Raw genomic sequence first — 18,115 nt, 5'->3', positions numbered from 1 at the left:
AAAGAGCAGAACTTCGGTTCTGAATAAGGGTGGAACCGCGAGAAATCGTCCCTTGCAACATAAATTTATGTTTGCAAGAGGCGATTTTTTTGTCGCTTTCTATCTGGAGGGAGAAACTATGACAAAGAAGCTTAATATTCAAAACATGATTTTGACACTTCAACGCTTTTGGGGTGAAAAAGGCTGTATGTTAATGCAAGCCTATGATACAGAAAAGGGTGCTGGTACTATGAGTCCTTATACGTTCTTGCGTGCTATTGGACCTGAACCTTGGAACGCTGCCTATGTGGAGCCTTCAAGAAGACCAGCTGATGGACGTTATGGTGAAAATCCTAACCGTCTATACCAACATCATCAATTTCAACTAGTTATGAAGCCAGCTCCAGAAAATATTCAAGAATATTACTTAGATTCTCTTCGTGCTTTAGGAATTGAACCACTAGAACATGATATCCGCTTTGTTGAAGATAACTGGGAAAACCCTTCAATGGGTTGTGCCGGTGTTGGTTGGGAAGTTTGGCTTGATGGAATGGAAGTTACTCAATTTACATACTTCCAACAAGTCGGTGGACTTCAATGTCACCCAGTTACTAGTGAGATCACATACGGTGTTGAACGTTTAGCTGAATACATCCAAGATGTTAATTCGGTATATGACCTTGAATGGGGCGACGGCGTTTTATATGGTGATATTTTCAAAGAACCTGAATACGAACATTCTAAATATTCATTTGAAGAAAGTAATCAAGATATGTTGTTCCAAGCATTTAATGATTATGAAAAAGAAGCTAATCGTTTGATGGATCTAGGTTTGGTTCATCCAGCTTATGATTACATCTTGAAGTGTTCCCACACTTTCAATTTACTAGATGCACGAGGTGCCATTTCTGTTACTGAAAGAGCTGCCTATTTATCACGTATCAGAAGAATGGCTCATAAAGTGGCTGCTGCCTTTGTTGCAGAGCGTGAGAAACTTGGTTTCCCATTGTTAGCCAGCAAAAATGCTAAAGACGCAAAGGAGAAAGCAAATGACTAAAAATTACTTATTAGAAATTGGACTAGAAGAAATGCCAGCTCACGTGGTAACTCCTAGTATCGATCAATTAGCTAAGAAAACTGCCGCATTTTTAAAAGACAATCGTATTTCTTTCTCTAAAATCGAAAAATACTCGACACCAAGAAGATTATCCGTTTTAGTAAAAGATATCGCTGACAAACAAACGGATATTGATGTGAAAGCCAAGGGACCATCAAAGCAGATCGCCCAAGATGACGATGGCAACTGGACCAAAGCTGCTCAAGGATTTGCCCGTGGTCAAGGCATGAGCGCTGATGATATTTTCTTTGAAGATCTCAAAGGTACAGAATATGCATATATTCAAAAGCATGAAACTGGGAAAGATGTTACCGAGATCCTCAAAGAAATCGCTGATGTCATCACATCATTGACTTTCCCAACTAGAATGCGCTGGGATAGTTATGATTTTGAATACATTCGTCCGATCCATTGGATCGTTTCATTATTGGATGATGAAGTTGTTCCCATGAAAGTTTTAGATGTTGAAGCTGGACGCAAGAGTCGTGGTCATCGTTTCCTAGGTAAGACAGCTGAGATCAAAAACGTTCGAGACTATGTTGAAGATCTTCGTAGTCAATTCGTTATTGTTGACGCTAAAGAAAGAAAAGATATAATTAGAGATCAAATTGCAACGATCGCTCAGGATAACAATTGGGTTGTCGATGTGGATGAGGACTTGCTGGAAGAAGTTAATAATTTAGTTGAATTCCCAACAACCTTCCACGGCAAATTTGACAAGAAATACTTAGAGATCCCCGAAGAAGTTTTGATTACTTCGATGAAGGATAACCAAAGATATTTCGACGTTCGCCAAAAAGACGGTAAGTTAGCTCCAGATTTTATTTCTGTTCGTAACGGTAACTCAGAATTCATTGAGAACGTTATTCAAGGTAACGAAAAAGTCCTAGTTGCTCGTCTTGAAGATGCCGACTTCTTCTTTAAAGAAGATCAAAAGAAGACAATTGCTGACTACGTTGAAAAATTAAAGACAGTTAACTTCCACGTTAAAATCGGAACGATGTATGAGAAGATGCAACGAGTTCATCAAATTGCTGACTATTTAGCATCAGTCTTTAATTTATCAGCTACTGACAAAACCGATTTATTACGGGCTAGCGATATTTATAAATTTGACCTAGTAACTAATATGGTTGATGAATTCCCTGAACTACAAGGTGTCATGGGTGAAAAATACTCCAGTATCATGGGAGAAACCGATGGTGTGGCTCGCGCTATCAGAGAACATTACATGCCAGTTTCTTCAGAAGGCGAATTGCCAGATACTAAAGTTGGAGCAACTTTAGCCGTAGCTGATAAATTAGATTCATTGATCACATTCTTCGCTGTTGGTTTGATCCCAAGTGGATCCAATGACCCATACGCTTTGAGACGTCAAGCTTACGGGATCGTACGGATTTTAGATCACGAAGGCTGGGAGTTGAACTTAAATGATCTTCAAGCTTACTTGATCAAGAATTTGAACGTTCCAGAAACTTTGGATCTTAATGCTAACGAAAAGGATCTGGATGGATTTATTATTGACCGTATCCGTCAATTCTTAAATACAAAGGCCATTCGCAATGACATTATTGATGCCGTGACAGATGGTCGTATCTTCGATCCTGTTTCAATGATCAATACAGCTCAAGTACTTCAAAATCACGTTGCCGATGCTGATTTCAAGGTTGTTGTTGAAGCATTGAGTCGTGTCGTCAACTTGGCTCAAAAAGCAGGCATTAAATATTCAGATGATTTACAAATGGATGAGTCATTGTTTGAACATCCATCTGAAAAAGTTTTGAATGATGCCGTAACTGATATTTATCAAAAACAATCAGACGATGCTGAAAAGCTGTTCCAACAATTGGCAACATTGAAAGATTCGATCAACGATTACTTTGAAGAAAACATGATCATGGATAAAGATGAGAAGATCAAAAACAATCGCTTGACTCAATTAGTAATTACAAACAATTTAATTGCAAAATTAGGAGATTTGTCTAAAATTGTAATTAAGTAGAGATTCGACCTTGCAATAATATCCAAAAGATGATATATTGTAATTCACTGTTTTTACATTAATTCGTTGAGGGGGTGATGCGTTTTGGCAACAATGATTCCACAAGAATTTATTGAAGAAGTCTCCTCTAAAACTAATATCGCTGATGTTATTAGCAAATATGTTCAACTGAAGAAGTCGGGGAAGAACTTGTTTGGTCTCTGTCCTTTTCAACCTGAAAAGACTCCGTCTTTCTCAGTATCAGAAGATAAGCAGTTGTTTCATTGCTTTAGTTGTGGCCGTGGTGGAAATGTTTTTAAATTCATCATGGAAATCGAAGACAAGAGTTTTCCCGAGGCAGTAATTGAAGTTGCGGAAATGGGTAACATCACTGTACCTGACAAATTTCAACCTTCTAATTCACCTGTTCAAAACAATAGTCATCGACAACTAATGCAAATGTATGCTGAAGCTGCCAAGTTGTATTCTCACATTTTGACCAAAACAGAAAACGGTGATGTTGCGATGCGTTATTTGACGGATCGTAATATCAACTCTGATTTGATTGAAGAATTCGATTTAGGCTATGCACCTAATAATTCAAATTTATTGTTACAATTTTTTAGAGATCGTTCCATAGATGATACTGTCCTGAAGAAATCTGGATTATTCGCTGAAAATGATTCCGGTGAATTATTTGACCGCTTTCGTGATCGTGTGATGATTCCGATTAAAGATGAAAATGGCAGTATCATTGCCTTTTCTGGACGGATATTGAATAAGACTGAAGGGGTAGCAAAGTATCTCAATAGTCCGGAAACACCAATATTCAACAAGGGAAAAACTATTTTTAACATCAACTTAGCAAAGCACAGTATTCGTGAGAAGAACAATGTGATTTTGTTCGAAGGTTTTATGGATGTCATGAGTGCTTACAAAGCTGGTGTAACTAATGGCGTTGCCTCAATGGGTACCAGTTTGACCGATGATCAACTATACTCATTGAGCAGATTAACCGACCAGATCAACGTTTGTTACGATGGTGATGATCCAGGAGTCAAGGCGACTTATCGAGCGTTAACGCAATTAAATGATGAGCGCTTTACTTATGGAGTGATCAGTATTCCAGATCAAAAAGATCCAGATGAGTACATTCGCAGTGCTGGACCAGATAAGTTTAAGAGCTTAACTGAGAATTCTGTTCAGACATCGATCGCATTTGTTCTTAATTATTTTAAACGGCAGTATAATTTGACTAATCAGCACGATCAGATCGAATTTTTGAAACAAGCCATTAACGAGTTAGTTAAGATCAAATCACCAGTCGAATTGGATATGTACGTGACTCGATTAGCAGACGAGCTGAATATCACTAAGGATTCGATCAATAAAGAACTAGTTACAGCACGACGGAAGAATTCGATCAATCAACCGGCCAATAATTACAAGAATATCGAACATGCCAAGTTGGAACAAACCACGGCCTCCGTTCCGACAAAATTTGACCGAGTTGAAAAGTCTGAGCGTAATTTGATTTATTGGGCACTGAATTTTCCGGAGATACGTTCGATGTTAAAGGGAAATGAGATCAAATTCGTTCATCAAAATTATCAAACGATTTTTGATAAAATGATCGAATATGCTTCAGATCGTGATGTAAATGATGAAATACAAGCAGCAGACTTCATGAACGTACTTGATGAAGAGAATAAAAACGTACTTGCCGATATTGAGATGATGAAAATGCCTCCCGAGTACAATGACGATGAGATCAAAGATTACATCGGCAATATTGAAAACTCGAGTTTGGAATTTAAAATCACAGATATCAATCAACAACTAAAAAAGGCGGCGATGGTGGGTGACAATGAGTTACAGTTACAACTTACCCAAGAGTTGATCAGAGTAAGGAAGTTGTTAGCTAGCAATTAATGCATACTGGAGGAATAATATATATGGCAACAAAGAAAACAACAGTATCAAAAAGCAAAAAGGTCGTTAAATCAAGTAAAGAATTAGAGTCAGCAATTAAAGCTTTAATTAAAGATAAGAAGAAGCAAGGTCAAGTGACTGAAACTGAGTTGACTGAGAAATTGATCAAGCCATTCTCTCTAAAAGATGACACTTTGGATGATACACTGGAACAACTGCAGGACAAGGGTGTTGCTGTTGTCGATGATGACGGTAATCCAAGTAAATTGGCTCTTCTCAAGGAAAAGAAAGATGAGAAGGAACCAAGCTCTAAAGATACTGCTGCTCCAGCTGATATCAAAGTAAATGATCCTGTTCGGATGTATTTAAAAGAAATCGGTCGTGTTCCTCTACTAAACGCTCAACAAGAAGTAGATTTAGCGTTGAAGATCGAACAAGGTGATGAGGAAGCTAAGCAGAGACTAGCAGAAGCTAACTTGCGTTTGGTTGTTTCTATTGCTAAGAGATATGTCGGTCGTGGTATGCAATTTCTTGATTTGATCCAAGAAGGTAACATGGGATTAATGAAAGCCGTTGAGAAATTCGACTACCGTCTTGGTTTTAAGTTTTCTACTTATGCCACATGGTGGATCAGACAAGCTATTACGCGTGCAATCGCTGATCAAGCTAGAACTATTCGGATCCCAGTTCATATGGTCGAAACGATCAACAAATTGATCCGTATCCAACGTCAATTACTTCAAGATTTAGGTCGTGAACCGCTCCCTGAAGAAATTGGTGCTGAAATGGATATGGCAACAACTAAAGTTCGTGACATCTTGAAGATCGCTCAAGAACCAGTTTCTTTGGAAACTCCTATTGGTGAAGAGGATGATTCGCATTTGGGAGACTTCATCGAAGATTCAGATGCAACTAGTCCGGAAGATCATGCCTCATACGAATTGTTGAAGGAACAACTTGAGAATGTTCTTGATACATTGACAGATCGTGAAGAAAACGTCCTTCGTCTACGCTTTGGTTTGGATGATGGTAGGACCAGAACTCTTGAAGAAGTGGGTAAGGTATTTGGTGTTACTCGTGAAAGAATTCGTCAAATCGAAGCAAAAGCACTTCGTAAATTACGTCATCCTTCAAGATCAAAACAATTGAAAGACTTTTTAGAGTAAAAGTATCCTAAAATTCAATTATCAGTTGATATATTAATCATAAAATAACAATGTCTATTTTTGGCATTGTTATTTTTTTTTGGCAATAATATGTAAAAGATCAAATATCAAGCACTAGGCCAAATCAATGGCTTAATAGCAAGCATTGATTAATTGTTTTCTGAAAAAATTAATAATATTTTTGTTTTGATTCATTTTGATTTACAATAAAGTATATTCAATTTTTGGAGGATTTTTATGTTAGATAAAACTATTTACGATCAGATTTTTAAACGGTCGTTTACTATTCCCATAACCATTATTTTCTGGGATGGCAAAGAGAAAAAGTACGGACCAGAAGGAAAATCTGACATAACAATCAAATTCAACAAGGAAGTTCCCATTTCTGAAGTTGTAAAACATGCAACTTTAACATTGGGTGAAGCCTATATGAATAAAGACATTGAGATCGAGGGGTCGATCCAAAAACTTATCACATCAGCCTATACGCAATCAGATAGTTTTATGTCTAGCACTAAATTAAAGAAGATCATTCCTCAATTTAGTCATTCTGAGGAGAATAATAAGAAAGAGATCCAAGAGCATTACGATATCGGTAATGATTTTTACAAGTTATGGTTGGATGATACTATGACTTATTCATGCGCTTACTTCCGGACGCCTGAAGACGATTTAGAAACTGCGCAGATGAACAAGGTTCATCATATTTTAAATAAATTAAATACTAAACCTGGAGAGTCTATCATCGATATCGGTTGTGGCTGGGGCACCATGATGTTCACTGCCGCTAAAGAATATGGATTGAAGGCTAAAGGGGTAACTTTAAGTCAAGAACAATACGATTACGTTAATAACAAGATCCAAGAAGAACATTTGACAGATCAAATGGAAGTTATTTTAGAAGATTATCGTGAAGTCAACGAACAATTCGATCATGTTGTTTCGGTTGGTATGTTTGAACACGTTGGCCAAAAGCATCTTGAGGGTTATTTCCAATCTGTTAAGCGCATGCTCAAACCAAATGGAACTGCTTTGATCCACGGTATTACTGGTCAACACGAGGGACTTGGCGTTGATCCTTGGTTAGTTAAATATATCTTTCCAGGTGGGTACATTCCTGACATTAAAGAAAACATCGGTCATATTATGGACGCCAAACTCCAAATCGATGATATCGAACCACTTAGAAGACATTATCAAAAGACTGTTGAAATTTGGCATCAAAACTTTTTGAAAGTCGAAGATCAAGTTGAAGATATGTTTGATGAGAGATTCGTCAGAATGTGGGATCTTTATTTGCAAGCTTGTGCAGCTTCATTTGAAAGTGGGAACATTGATGTTATACAATATTTATTAACAAACGGTGCCAGCGGTAGCAGTATGCCAATGACTCGTGAGTATATGACTGAAAAAGACAAGCAAACTGCAGAACGGGTGACAGAATAGAGTGACTTTATTATCAAAGCGACTTAGTATCGTTTCAAAAATGGTAGATCAAAATGCGCGGTTGGCCGATATCGGCTCTGACCACGCTTATTTACCAGTGGAATTAGTAAATAATCAAGTAATAAACTTTGCAATTGCCGGCGAAGTGGCAGAGGGACCTCGCGACCGCTCACTAGAAGACATCAAGAAATATCAGCTCGCTGATAAGATCGATGTCAGACTAGGTGACGGTCTGGCCGTGATCAAGCCGGCTGATAAGATCGATACAGTAGTTATTGCAGGAATGGGCGGGATCTTGATCTCGGACATTTTAACGCGTGCTACTCCAGATCAACTAGCAAATGTCCAAACTTTGATCTTGCAGCCAAATATTGGCGAACCTCTGGTTAGACAGTGGTTGATCAAACATCATTTCGCAATCGTTGACGAAGATATCGTGGAAGATGAGCATCACATTTATGAAATTATCAAAGCTAATTTCCAAAACGAGATCGAGCCGCTTTCTGAGGCGGAAATTTTGATGGGTCCAGTGTTGATGCAAAAGAAATCAATGACTTTCGCCCAGAAATGGTCACATAAATTGCAGAACTATCGAAATGCAGTAACAAATATGCAACACGCTAAGAAAATCGATCAAGCCAAAATTGCTCAAATGAATGACTATATTAAGTACATTGAGGAGATTTTGTAATGGTAAAAGTTCAAGATATTTTAAATAAAATAGAAGAGTTTGCTCCATTAAGCATCAAGATGGATGGCGATCCTTCTGGTTTTCAAATCGGTGACCGGAATAAGGAGATCCACACGGTGATGACGACGCTAGATGTGCGGCCTAAAGTGGTTCAAGAGGCAATTGACAACCAGGTCGATTTGATTTTGGCACATCATCCGATCATGTTCCATGCTGCTAGAAATCTAGATCTTTCATCACCACAAAACCAAATGTATCGAGATCTTTTGGCAAATGATATCGCGGTCAATGCCTCTCACACTAACCTCGATAAGGCTCACGGTGGTATGAATGATTGGTTGATGGAACGTCTCCGTGAGAATATTGACATTAAAGATTCAGAGTATCTTGACCCGGATGACGATTACTCAATTGGTCGGGTCGCCGATCTCAACGAACCAATGGAACTTTTAGATTTTGCCAAGAAAGTTCGGGATACTTATGGTCTCCAAAATTTACGTTATGTTAAATCTGAGAAGGGGCAACCAGTAAAACGGGTCGCTTTGATCGGTGGAGATGCTGGTAAATTTTATCCTGAAGTTTTAAGATCAGGAGCAGATACCTTTATTACTGGTGATGTTTACTACCATACCGCTCATGACATGATGTCAGCAGGATTGAATGTGGTTGATCCGGGACATCATATCGAAGCCATTTTTATTGAAAAGATGGCACATAAGCTTTCAGACTGGTCTAACGCTTATCATTGGGACCTTAACATTATCAAATCAAACGTAAACACCGAACCATACAACTTTATTTAAGGGGAGAAGAAAATGACTACTAAATATGAGAAATTACTACCTCGCTTTCTAGGATATGTTAAAGAAAATACTAGATCAGACGAGGATTCAACTACGGTTCCATCAACTTCCAGACAAACTGTATTTTTAAAGAAGCTTGAAGATGAATTAGTTAATATTGGTTTGGAGAATATTCGAATTCATCCAGTAAATTCATATTTAATAGCCGAATTACCTTCAAACCTAGACTACGATGTTCCAGTTTTAGGATTGATCTCACACGTTGATACAGCTGATTTTAATTCAGAGAATATTCAACCTAAAGTGGTTGAAAACTATGACGGTAAAAGTGTGATCGATTTAGATGACAAAGGCGAGTTCAAACTTGATCCAAAAGAATTTTCTTCATTGAAGAAATATGCTGGTCAAACATTGATCACAACTAGTGGTGACACTTTACTAGGGTCTGATGACAAATCTGGAGTTACAGAAATTATTACTGCCATGGAATATTTAGTTGCCCATCCAGAAATCAAACACGGAAAGATCGTCATCGGTCTGGGACCTGATGAAGAAATTGGGACCGGTGCTGATAAATTCGATGTTGCAGATTTCGGTGCTGATTTTGCTTACACAGTCGATGGTGGTCCAGTCGGTCAACTAGAATATGAAACTTTCTCAGCAGCAGCTTTGAAGGTCAAAATCAACGGTAAAGATGTACATCCTGGTTCAGCTAAGGGGATCATGATCAATGCTTTAGGTGTTGCAAATGATTTCCAAAATGCTTTACCAGATGAAGAAATTCCTGAAAAAACTGCTGGTAGACAAGGTTTTTACCATTTGTTGTCACTCAATGGGACTGTCGACAGTGCCAAAATGTCTTACATCATTCGAGATTTTGAACGTGAGGGATTGAATGATCGTAAAGCTAAAGTAGAAGAAATAGTCGATCAATTAAACCAGAAGTATGGTGCCAATACTGTTGAAATCGATATGAAGGATCAATACTACAATATGATCGATGTTATCAAAGATCACATGGATGTAGTTAAAATTGCGGAACAAGCAATGAAGAACTTGAATATCGAGCCAGATGAAGCTCCGGTCCGTGGTGGGACTGATGGTTCCAAGATTTCCTTTATGGGACTTCCTACGCCAAACCTATTTGCCGGTGGCGAAAATATGCATGGTAGATACGAATATGTGGCTGTTGAGTCCATGGAAGCAGCAGTTGATGTTATACTAGAAATTGTTAAACTAAATAACGAACGAAAAAATAATTAAGGAGTGATTGGTTATGCCATTAGTACACATTGATTTGATAGAAGGACGTTCCTCAGAACAATTGAAAGGTTTAGTAAAGGATGTAACAGATGCTATTTCAAAAAATGCTGGTGCGCCTGCTGAACACATCCACATTGTTTTAAATGAAATGTCAAAAGATCATTACTCAGTTGGTGGCGTGCGCGCTAGCGATGAAAAATAATCAAAAAAAATAAGACTTCAACTGAAGCCTTATTTTTTTTGCCCTGATATTAGGGTTTGATTTTTAATTCTCGAATATTATTTTGTTGCATGAAATCGTTGATTTGATCGAGTAAAACTTGATTTTTATTAAAATCCGCAAAGGCAATCGCCATCGTCAGAGAATGGCTGATCTTTGCTTGATAGTTTTGCTCGGCAGGCTTAGCATTTTGTGCTGCAAGAAAAAATAGCTTGTCAGTAAATTCAGCTGAAAGGTATCCGTGACGGGGGTTAATTCCTAGACGAATGTATTTTTCCGCAGTTTCCGAATCATTTTGTGCCGTAAAGTATGCCGCAAGCTCAGTAATTGCACTAAGAAAATAATAAAATTCTAAATCATCGAAGAGATCAAATTCAATGAAGTATTGATCAGCCAATTTCATATAGTATTGTTGCTTATCTACAGCCTCTTTTTTTAAGTAGGCGTTAGCTAATCCAACATAAGCCATGAATTTCCAAAAATTAACACTTTTATTGTCTAGAGATTGTAGCGTGAAGTTAAATTGAAAAATGGCTTCATCTAGATCTTGATCACTTGAAATCAATCCTAATACAAAGTGTATGTGAGTGTTTTGGACCTTAGTTAAGGAACTTATATCTAAAGACAACAAAACATCCTTAGACTGAAGATAATCGCCATTCTGAAACAACAGGTCTGATCGACGGATTTTATCATTGATAAAATTATTTGAAGGAAGATTACTAAACTCGGAAAATAAATCATTTAAAGATAGATCCACTCGCTGACAAAGTTTGAGCAAAACATCGACAGAAGGGGAGATATTTAAATTTTCAATTTTGGAAATAAACGCTTGAGAACAAATCCCTCGACTAACATCTAATTGATTTAATTTTTTTGCCAAGCGATGCTTTTTAAATTCAGATCCTAAAAACATACAAACCACCTTACTAATATTCATATATATTATAATATTAGATTCAAAACGAATATTTATTACATATAGTAATATAACTAGACAACGAATGCAAAATAATCATTTCAAAACGACTTGATTTCACACGTCTTATTTCTTTAGAATTTGAATGATAATTCAAATTCGAACAAGTTCGTCTTCAAATACTCTTGTTGATGTCTATTTAAATTTGGTAATGAGCAGCAATAATAAGTATTCAATTCGTAAGAGAGTGGGGGGAGTACGATTGTTTTTTCTAAATCTAACACGCTTCTATATGATGATAAAAGATAACAAAAAAAATAAGACTGATTAACTCAGTCTTATCGTATAATTCAAAAGCTTAATTCTAAAGATTAACTGTGAAGCTTAATGTATTCAAGAATTACTTTTTCTTCATCAGGAGTTGCTTCGTAACCACCAGATTTGAGGTTATGAACTCTTTCAACTGACAAATGACTTTCAAAAGCAAACTGTGTGTCATTCATATTTTTATTCTTTTCATACTCAATTATCATTTCTGAAATATTAGGTTTATCCATATTCATGACCTCCATAATCAATCATATCATTAAGACTAAATTTCGCACATTATTTTAGAAAACTGTCCATTCGTTTAATGGCCAATAACGCCATTTGACTTCACCTACAACTGAATCTTTCTTGATAAAGCCGATCAAGCGACTATCTTTAGAAACAGTTCGGTGATCTCCCATTACAAAGTAAGTACCAGCGGGAACCTTATTAGTCTTTTTGACTTTGTTTAAATAACTCTTGCTGTAGATTTGTTGATACTCAGGTGATTGAGCCAATTGACTTAATGTGAAATTGTAAGTCCAACCATAACCTTTACCAGCATAGACGTTAGGAGCTTTTTCTTTGATCTTGTTACCAGCATCTAAGAATGATTCCTTGTATCGTTTTCCGTTGATGTACATTTTGTTATTTTTTGATACGATAGTATCTCCGGGCATTCCAATGACACGTTTGATATAAAATGAGCCTGCTTCGTCAGGTGCCTTTAAGATAATGACGTCGCCACGCTGAATGTTGGTATGTTTGACGGCAAGTAATTTCTGGCCATCTTCAAATGTTGGTTGCATTGAAGGGCCGGAGACTCGCTCATTGGCTAACGTAAATTTGAACGCTAGCATAATAATTGCATACAAGACGATAGTTAATAAAATCGTCTGTAGCCAAAACTTCCACCCTGACTCTTCCTTCTCGGGGCGTTTCTTTTGATTATTTTTTGCCATATTTCACCTCAAAGTTGTACTACTTAGAATATTATACTTTTTCGCAATTATTTGAAATAAAATGTAGTATTAGAAATGATAATTTAATAAAAGGACAGTTTATCTTGGATTATATCGACCAATTAAAAGAAATCTCCAAACGATTACCACAATCGCAAGTCTTTAATGCTAGAATCAATTTTATGCAACATATTGTTGATGCTTTAAACGAGGGGCGACTACCGAAGCATCGGTTCATTCATTTTGAATTAACGGAATCCCAGTTAACTAACTATTTGGCCAATTATGCCGATCAAGACACCGGTGATTTGAAACAGATCATTGCAGATCTGGAACTTTTTGATAAAAAAATTGCTGATTTTCGAACTTACTTGCAAGACGAATTCGGCTACTGGGCAACCATTACGGAAGAATTAATGCAGACTTGGGCGCAACTGTTTCCTAATGAAACTTATTTAGAATTGATGGCAGGTAATGGCTATATCTCCAAAGGCTTTAGTGATCAAATGATCAAATCGATTGCAACCGACGATCTGAGTTGGTCGACTGAAAGTCCCACGGGTAAAAATCAATTGACCGCTGTTCAACAATTTGATGCACTTTCTGCGATCCAACATTTTAAAGACCAAGTATCAGCGGTTGTTTTAGCCTGGAGCCCAGACAAAAATACCATCGATACAAAGATCTTGGAACAGATCCGTCAAACTAAACTGAAGTTTTTTGTGATCGGGGAACCATATGGGGCAACCAACAGTCATGAATTTTGGGATAAAATTGATATCGTTGAAGATCCTAGGATCGAGCAATTGAATCAAAAATATCCTCAATATGATTTAGTCAATGATAAAATATTTTTAATTAAGTAAATATAGGTGGAACAATGAAGAAAGTTATTTCTAGCATTATTATCTTTTTGGTAGTGCTTTTAGCAGCAGTAGCAATTTCACGGAATGATTCCGTCAAATACAACAACACGATGAATCGATTAGGTATGAGTGAAAGCGCAACGGTTTTAAAAACGAACTCTAAACAAAATTTGACTAGTGCCGTCAAGAAATTGAGCGATTCAAAATTAGCACATTACCAAATAATCTTTTTTGACAAAGATAATAGTAACTTTGGTTACTTATATAGTAACCATACTTTGCGCAAATTGCCGACTGTCAATGGTCGCTATTTCTCTAAGTCTGATTTTAATTCGGAGATCCCTTTTGCAGTCCGTGGTCAACAAGCTGATGTTCCTAGTTACAAACCGCAAACTCAGCAATACATCAAGACTGGCAAACGTTACGTCTCTGTGATCGGTACGATCGGGTTTAATAATGCTAAGATATTGAACGAGCAAACTTTAGTTTCGATTTCACCAGTCCAAAACCAAGCTAATTTGCAATTAAATGATGTGATCCCGGTAGTAGATGGTCCAATCGTTTCTTCAAAGACAGATCTATCCAAAATGAAGAAAACGTTAAAAGTTAGTTCAACTCATAAATATAGTCCACAAACTGATGATTTCAGTGAGATCAAAACTAACTCAAGCGGTAACATGTATATCATTTCATTATTGTTGACGTTCTTAGTGACCATCGCTGTAGAGATTTATATTTTGTTACCATTGCGTTTTGATGTGAAGAAAACTAATTTGACCGGTGACCTTAAGAATAATTATCGAAATGGGCTTTTGATCCGTTATTTATTATTTACAATGATCCCTTATTTAGCCGCATATTTATGGAGCAAGTGGAAGATCGTTATTATTAGTCATTCGACTTTCAATACTTATTTGATAATATCCATCATTGCCGCCATCGTCGTCGGTATCTACCAAATCTATTTTGTTAAAAAAACGGAGTGACCAGCATCTTATGAGCGTGAATTTAAGTCAAGAATTTAAAAGAAAATACCAACAGTTACTCGGTGATCGTGCCGATAAGCTTTTTACAGCAATGGAGGCAAAGAGCTTGGACTCTTTTCGATTAAACCCGCTAAAAGCTGACTATCAAAATGTTGACTGTGACAAAAGTCAACCGATCGAATATTCCAATATTGGTTATTACGGTAATGTCGATGGGAATAGCATTGATCATCTGGCCGGATATGTCTACTCGCAAGAACCTAGTGCAATGTATGTTTCAGAATTAGTCGATCCTAAACCTTCGGAATCAGTCCTAGATCTCTGCGCGGCTCCAGGAAGCAAGAGTACGTATTTGGCCACTAAAATGGCCTCACAGGGACTTTTGGTAAGTAACGAGATCAATTACAAACGTGCTAAGGTTTTGTCCTCGAACATCGAAAGAATGGGGATATCCAATACAGTAGTGACTAATAACTCGCCACAAGACTTCGAAAAGCCATTTGCTGAATATTTTGACAAGATCTTAGTTGATGCTCCATGTTCTGGAGAAGGAATGTTTCGAAAGGATCCTGATTCAGTCAAATATTGGTCGCAAGAATATGTTGAGCAATGTGCTAACCGGCAAAAACATATCTTGGATTCCGCCTATCAATTATTGAAACCTGGTGGGACGCTCGTCTATTCAACTTGTACTTTTGCGCCAGAAGAAAACGAAATGAATATCGATTATTTTTTGAATAAATATGACGATATTGAATTGCTTCCGGTGACAAAATATCCTGGGATGGAAGACGGAAGACCTGAATGGGGGAACGGCAATCCTGAATTAAGAAAGGCTCTTCGCATGTTTCCAGATCAATTTAAAGGTGAAGGTCATTTTATGTGTAAAATGGTCAAAAAGGGTGAACCAGGCAAACTTCACGTCAAGACTTTTAATGATGGCATCAAGAAAGATGACCTGGCACTAATTCAAAAATTCGCAAAGGCCAACCTCAACCAAACACCAACCAACAACTTGTTTAAACTAAATGATTTCTTGTATCAAGCTGCAAGTTTCGATACTCGCTTTAAAAAATTGCACATTTTACGAAACGGATTGAAACTAGGAGAGTTCAAAAAAAATAGATTGGAACCCGATATCGCAATGATATTGGCGATCCAACCTAATGAACTGAAGACGGTTTATGAATTAAATGATGAGCAATTTAAGAAATATTTACACGGTGAAGCCCTGATATTGCAAGAGACACCGGATTTTTCCAATAAATGGATCGGCCTGAGTTATCGCAATAAACTATTCTCTTGGGGTCGATACAGCAATAAGCAAATAAAAAACGTCTATCCCAAAGGATTAAGACGTTAGATCGATTTTGCGCTGTTTAGCGTAATTTATTAAGTCCTGATCGTAAATGATCGGGGCTTTTTTGATGTCAGAAATTTGTTTGGCGCCAATGGCAGCCATTAGTATTTTTAGCTGAGTTATCATGACTTCAAAGAATATCTTGGTTTCTTCGTATGAGTACTTTTGCAAATGATGTAGGGCTAGTCCTGAGATCCCGACTGACTTAGCTCCCATAGCTAAAGCTTTGATAATATCAAAAGCTTCTTTGATGCCTCCGGAGGCAAATATGTTAGCTTCGCTAGCAAATTGTTTAGCTTCTAGCAATGATTCAACTGTCGAAAGCGAAAGCTGGTCTAAATAAGTTAAATCGAGCTCGTGATTGCGAGCACTTTCGATTTCAGCAAAATCAGTGCCACCAAAGCCAGAGATGTCGATATTTTTAACGCCTAAGGAAATCAGTTTAGCGATAGTTTCTTTGGTCATCCCAAAACCAACTTCTTTGATGATCACGGGCACTGTTAAATTATTGACGATCGATTTAATATTGTCTGCCCAGTAATATTCACGATCACCTTCCGGCATTGCTAATTCTTGTAAGACATTCAAATGGATCTGCAATGCATCGGCATGAATTAACTCAACTGCTTGTTGAGCTTGTTTTTCATTGGCTTTGCCAGAGAGGTTCGCGATAACTACACCATTCGGATTATTTTCACGCAAAATCGTAAAACTGTCTTTCGTCTCTGGGATCCGAAAATAAACCCCCATTGAACCGCTAGATACAGGAATGTTGAATTCAGCTGCTAGTTTGGCAAGTTCAGCGTTGAATTTACCAGACTGCTTGGAACCACCTGTGATCGCATTGAAATAAAACGGATAAGAGACCGTATGGCCTAAAAAGTCCGTTGAGAGATCGATCTTATCAGTCGCTAATTCGGGTAGGGCATCATGTAAAAGTCTGACCTGATCAAATCCGGCAAATGATTCTTGATTATAAAACTTCTCCGCTAAAAACAAATGCTCAACTTTTCGTTGAATTTGTTCATCCTGTTTAGGCATGGTCGATTATTTCTCCGATTTTTAATTTAAGTGGGGTAATGCCAGCTTTTTTCCATTCATTTTTAAGATTCTTTAAATTGAGATCTTTATTGCTGATAACAATGCCGCAATCACCACCGCCGGCACCGGAGGTTTTGGCTGCGCCACCGAGTTTTTCGGCAATATCGCACAACTTGGTAAGTAGTTTAGTCTCGATGTGAACGTCACTGAAATGTGCTAGGTCCGTCAAGACTTTACGATAATCACTGATCATTTTCTTGATCATCTCGGCATCGCTATTTTTGAAGCCCTTGATCAATTGTTCGACGCTGTTACGGCTCGATTTCAAAAAGTGTTGATATTTATCGACTTTTTGAGCTTTAGTCAGTGCTATTCGATCAACTAAAATCGAGGTCGATGCGGGTGAACCAGTCCAACCGACGACCATTTCTAGCTCTTTTGGCAAATGAAGTGGTTCGATTTTCAAGTTAGGCCAATCCAATTTGAGTAGTTTCTTTAAACTGTGGTTTCTCACCATATTAAAAACCCAATTTCGATCAGGCGACTTGTAAGCGATAATGCCACCAAAAGCGCTGGCAGCAATATCGCCAAGGCTACCATTTCCTTGAACCGACAAATGAGCAACTGATGCTAGCTTGTAAACATCCATTTTGGATAAATCGAGGTCATAAAAGGAGCCTAGTGCTTTAACTACGGCAACTGTTATTGCCGCTGAGCTTCCTAGACCAAATTTCTTCCCGTCATCAGAATCAAGTTCACTAGTTACTAGTAGATCGTAATAAGCTAGTTTCTTGTTGTTTTCGATCGCATATCTTTCAACGAATTTGATAGCGGTAAGTATATATGCTAATTGACTTTCGGTGTCGTCAAAGACTAATTTCGTTCCTTGACGATTCCAGTGGATCAATTGTTTATTTAAGTTTTTTGATTGGATCGTTCCGCTACCCTTAGCCTTTGTAACGGTAACTTTGACGTATTGATCGACCGAGGCGATCACAGCAGGGAAGCCAGTTTCTACAACGGCGTATTCTCCTGCTAAATATAGTTTTCCAGGTGCAATTCCAGTGGACAAAA

The 18,115-nt window shown here is 37.6% G+C and carries 17 protein-coding genes; 12 read left to right on the top strand and 5 right to left on the bottom strand.

The genetic code is table 11. From position 1 onward, the window contains the following. The first annotated feature begins 118 nt into the window (after positions 1-118). The 9 genes from glyQ to EKM78_RS00935 all read left to right on the top strand — a co-directional run bounded on the left by glyQ (position 119) and on the right by EKM78_RS00935 (position 10,580). Complete coding sequence (gene glyQ / locus EKM78_RS00975) at positions 119-1,036, top strand: glycine--tRNA ligase subunit alpha (protein WP_125768062.1); 918 nt, start codon at positions 119-121, stop codon at positions 1,034-1,036. Next, entirely contained in the window at positions 1,029-3,098 is a 2,070-nt protein-coding gene (glyS, locus tag EKM78_RS00970) for a glycine--tRNA ligase subunit beta (protein ID WP_125768060.1), read from the top strand. The genes glyQ and glyS overlap by 8 nt, the downstream gene beginning before the upstream one ends. Before the next feature lie 93 nt (positions 3,099-3,191). Beyond that, a complete protein-coding gene (gene dnaG, locus EKM78_RS00965) occupies positions 3,192-5,009 on the top strand; it encodes a DNA primase (RefSeq protein WP_245994702.1) in 1,818 nt (605 codons plus the stop codon). A 23-nt stretch (positions 5,010-5,032) separates the two neighbouring features. Further along, a complete protein-coding gene (gene rpoD / locus EKM78_RS00960; protein WP_125768056.1) occupies positions 5,033-6,175 on the top strand; it encodes an RNA polymerase sigma factor RpoD in 1,143 nt (380 codons plus the stop codon). Between the two features lie 237 nt (positions 6,176-6,412). After that, positions 6,413-7,621 carry an SAM-dependent methyltransferase gene (locus EKM78_RS00955; RefSeq protein ID WP_125768054.1) on the top strand — a complete coding sequence of 403 codons (1,209 nt, stop codon included), beginning with the start codon at positions 6,413-6,415 and terminating at the stop codon, positions 7,619-7,621. A gap of 1 nt (position 7,622) precedes the next feature. Continuing rightward, complete coding sequence (locus EKM78_RS00950; protein WP_125768052.1) at positions 7,623-8,312, top strand: tRNA (adenine(22)-N(1))-methyltransferase; 690 nt, start codon at positions 7,623-7,625, stop codon at positions 8,310-8,312. Further along, positions 8,312-9,115 (top strand): Nif3-like dinuclear metal center hexameric protein, encoded by an 804-nt coding sequence (locus EKM78_RS00945; protein WP_125768050.1) that lies wholly within the window; start codon positions 8,312-8,314, stop codon positions 9,113-9,115. Before EKM78_RS00950 ends, EKM78_RS00945 begins: the two co-directional genes overlap by 1 nt. A gap of 12 nt (positions 9,116-9,127) precedes the next feature. Beyond that, positions 9,128-10,378, top strand: a complete 1,251-nt coding sequence (pepT, locus tag EKM78_RS00940) for a peptidase T (RefSeq protein WP_125768048.1) — start codon at positions 9,128-9,130, stop codon at positions 10,376-10,378. A gap of 13 nt (positions 10,379-10,391) precedes the next feature. After that, positions 10,392-10,580: a 2-hydroxymuconate tautomerase gene (locus EKM78_RS00935; protein ID WP_125768046.1), complete on the top strand. Its 189-nt coding sequence runs from the start codon at positions 10,392-10,394 to the stop codon at positions 10,578-10,580. Between the two features lie 49 nt (positions 10,581-10,629). Here EKM78_RS00935 and EKM78_RS00930 read toward each other — a convergent pair whose 3' ends face one another. From EKM78_RS00930 to lepB, 3 genes are all read right to left on the bottom strand, one after another. Continuing rightward, positions 10,630-11,514: a helix-turn-helix domain-containing protein gene (locus EKM78_RS00930; RefSeq protein ID WP_164507122.1), complete on the bottom strand. Its 885-nt coding sequence runs from the start codon at positions 11,512-11,514 to the stop codon at positions 10,630-10,632. A gap of 374 nt (positions 11,515-11,888) precedes the next feature. After that, complete coding sequence (locus EKM78_RS00925; protein WP_125768042.1) at positions 11,889-12,074, bottom strand: LBP_cg2779 family protein; 186 nt, start codon at positions 12,072-12,074, stop codon at positions 11,889-11,891. A gap of 54 nt (positions 12,075-12,128) precedes the next feature. After that, complete coding sequence (gene lepB / locus EKM78_RS00920; protein ID WP_125768040.1) at positions 12,129-12,788, bottom strand: signal peptidase I; 660 nt, start codon at positions 12,786-12,788, stop codon at positions 12,129-12,131. 104 nt (positions 12,789-12,892) lie between these two features. On the opposite strand from lepB, the gene EKM78_RS00915 reads away from it, so the two are divergent. Genes EKM78_RS00915 through EKM78_RS00905 form a run of 3 tightly spaced genes read left to right on the top strand, consistent with a single transcriptional unit; the run spans position 12,893 to position 16,003 of the window. Then, complete coding sequence (locus EKM78_RS00915) at positions 12,893-13,654, top strand: hypothetical protein (protein ID WP_125768038.1); 762 nt, start codon at positions 12,893-12,895, stop codon at positions 13,652-13,654. Positions 13,655-13,668: 14 nt separating this feature from the next. Beyond that, positions 13,669-14,640: a hypothetical protein gene (locus EKM78_RS00910; RefSeq protein WP_125768036.1), complete on the top strand. Its 972-nt coding sequence runs from the start codon at positions 13,669-13,671 to the stop codon at positions 14,638-14,640. A gap of 10 nt (positions 14,641-14,650) precedes the next feature. Further along, the gene (locus EKM78_RS00905; protein ID WP_125768034.1) at positions 14,651-16,003 is read left to right on the top strand and encodes an RsmB/NOP family class I SAM-dependent RNA methyltransferase; all 1,353 of its coding nucleotides are present in this window, start codon (positions 14,651-14,653) and stop codon (positions 16,001-16,003) included. On the opposite strand, the gene fni is transcribed toward EKM78_RS00905, so the two are convergent. Together fni and EKM78_RS00895 are read right to left on the bottom strand one after the other, a co-directional pair. Further along, positions 15,992-17,041, bottom strand: coding sequence for a type 2 isopentenyl-diphosphate Delta-isomerase (fni, locus tag EKM78_RS00900; protein WP_125768032.1), 1,050 nt, complete (start codon positions 17,039-17,041; stop codon positions 15,992-15,994). The two genes, EKM78_RS00905 and fni, sit on opposite strands and share 12 nt — an antisense overlap. Continuing rightward, the gene (locus tag EKM78_RS00895; protein WP_125768030.1) at positions 17,034-18,113 is read right to left on the bottom strand and encodes a phosphomevalonate kinase; all 1,080 of its coding nucleotides are present in this window, start codon (positions 18,111-18,113) and stop codon (positions 17,034-17,036) included. Before EKM78_RS00895 ends, fni begins: the two co-directional genes overlap by 8 nt. Positions 18,114-18,115: the final 2 nt, after the last annotated feature.

Source organism: Companilactobacillus furfuricola (assembly GCF_003946325.1).
GTDB lineage: Bacteria > Bacillota > Bacilli > Lactobacillales > Lactobacillaceae > Companilactobacillus > Companilactobacillus furfuricola.
Note: the sequence above shows the minus strand (reverse complement) of the source record. Positions and strands in the feature narration are given on the sequence as shown.

What these genes read in the sequence shown, in the direction of transcription:
- glyQ (WP_125768062.1), top strand. Translation starts at nt 119, where the DNA reads ATGACAAAGAAGCTTAATATTCAAAACATGATTTTGACACTTCAACGC.
- glyS (WP_125768060.1), top strand. Translation starts at nt 1,029, where the DNA reads ATGACTAAAAATTACTTATTAGAAATTGGACTAGAAGAAATGCCAGCT.
- dnaG (WP_245994702.1), top strand. Translation starts at nt 3,192, where the DNA reads ATGATTCCACAAGAATTTATTGAAGAAGTCTCCTCTAAAACTAATATC.
- rpoD (WP_125768056.1), top strand. Translation starts at nt 5,033, where the DNA reads ATGGCAACAAAGAAAACAACAGTATCAAAAAGCAAAAAGGTCGTTAAA.
- EKM78_RS00955 (WP_125768054.1), top strand. Translation starts at nt 6,413, where the DNA reads ATGTTAGATAAAACTATTTACGATCAGATTTTTAAACGGTCGTTTACT.
- EKM78_RS00945 (WP_125768050.1), top strand. Translation starts at nt 8,312, where the DNA reads ATGGTAAAAGTTCAAGATATTTTAAATAAAATAGAAGAGTTTGCTCCA.
- pepT (WP_125768048.1), top strand. Translation starts at nt 9,128, where the DNA reads ATGACTACTAAATATGAGAAATTACTACCTCGCTTTCTAGGATATGTT.
- EKM78_RS00935 (WP_125768046.1), top strand. Translation starts at nt 10,392, where the DNA reads ATGCCATTAGTACACATTGATTTGATAGAAGGACGTTCCTCAGAACAA.
- EKM78_RS00930 (WP_164507122.1), bottom strand. Translation starts at nt 11,514, where the DNA reads ATGTTTTTAGGATCTGAATTTAAAAAGCATCGCTTGGCAAAAAAATTA.
- EKM78_RS00925 (WP_125768042.1), bottom strand. Translation starts at nt 12,074, where the DNA reads ATGGATAAACCTAATATTTCAGAAATGATAATTGAGTATGAAAAGAAT.
- lepB (WP_125768040.1), bottom strand. Translation starts at nt 12,788, where the DNA reads ATGGCAAAAAATAATCAAAAGAAACGCCCCGAGAAGGAAGAGTCAGGG.
- EKM78_RS00910 (WP_125768036.1), top strand. Translation starts at nt 13,669, where the DNA reads ATGAAGAAAGTTATTTCTAGCATTATTATCTTTTTGGTAGTGCTTTTA.
- EKM78_RS00905 (WP_125768034.1), top strand. Translation starts at nt 14,651, where the DNA reads ATGAGCGTGAATTTAAGTCAAGAATTTAAAAGAAAATACCAACAGTTA.
- fni (WP_125768032.1), bottom strand. Translation starts at nt 17,041, where the DNA reads ATGCCTAAACAGGATGAACAAATTCAACGAAAAGTTGAGCATTTGTTT.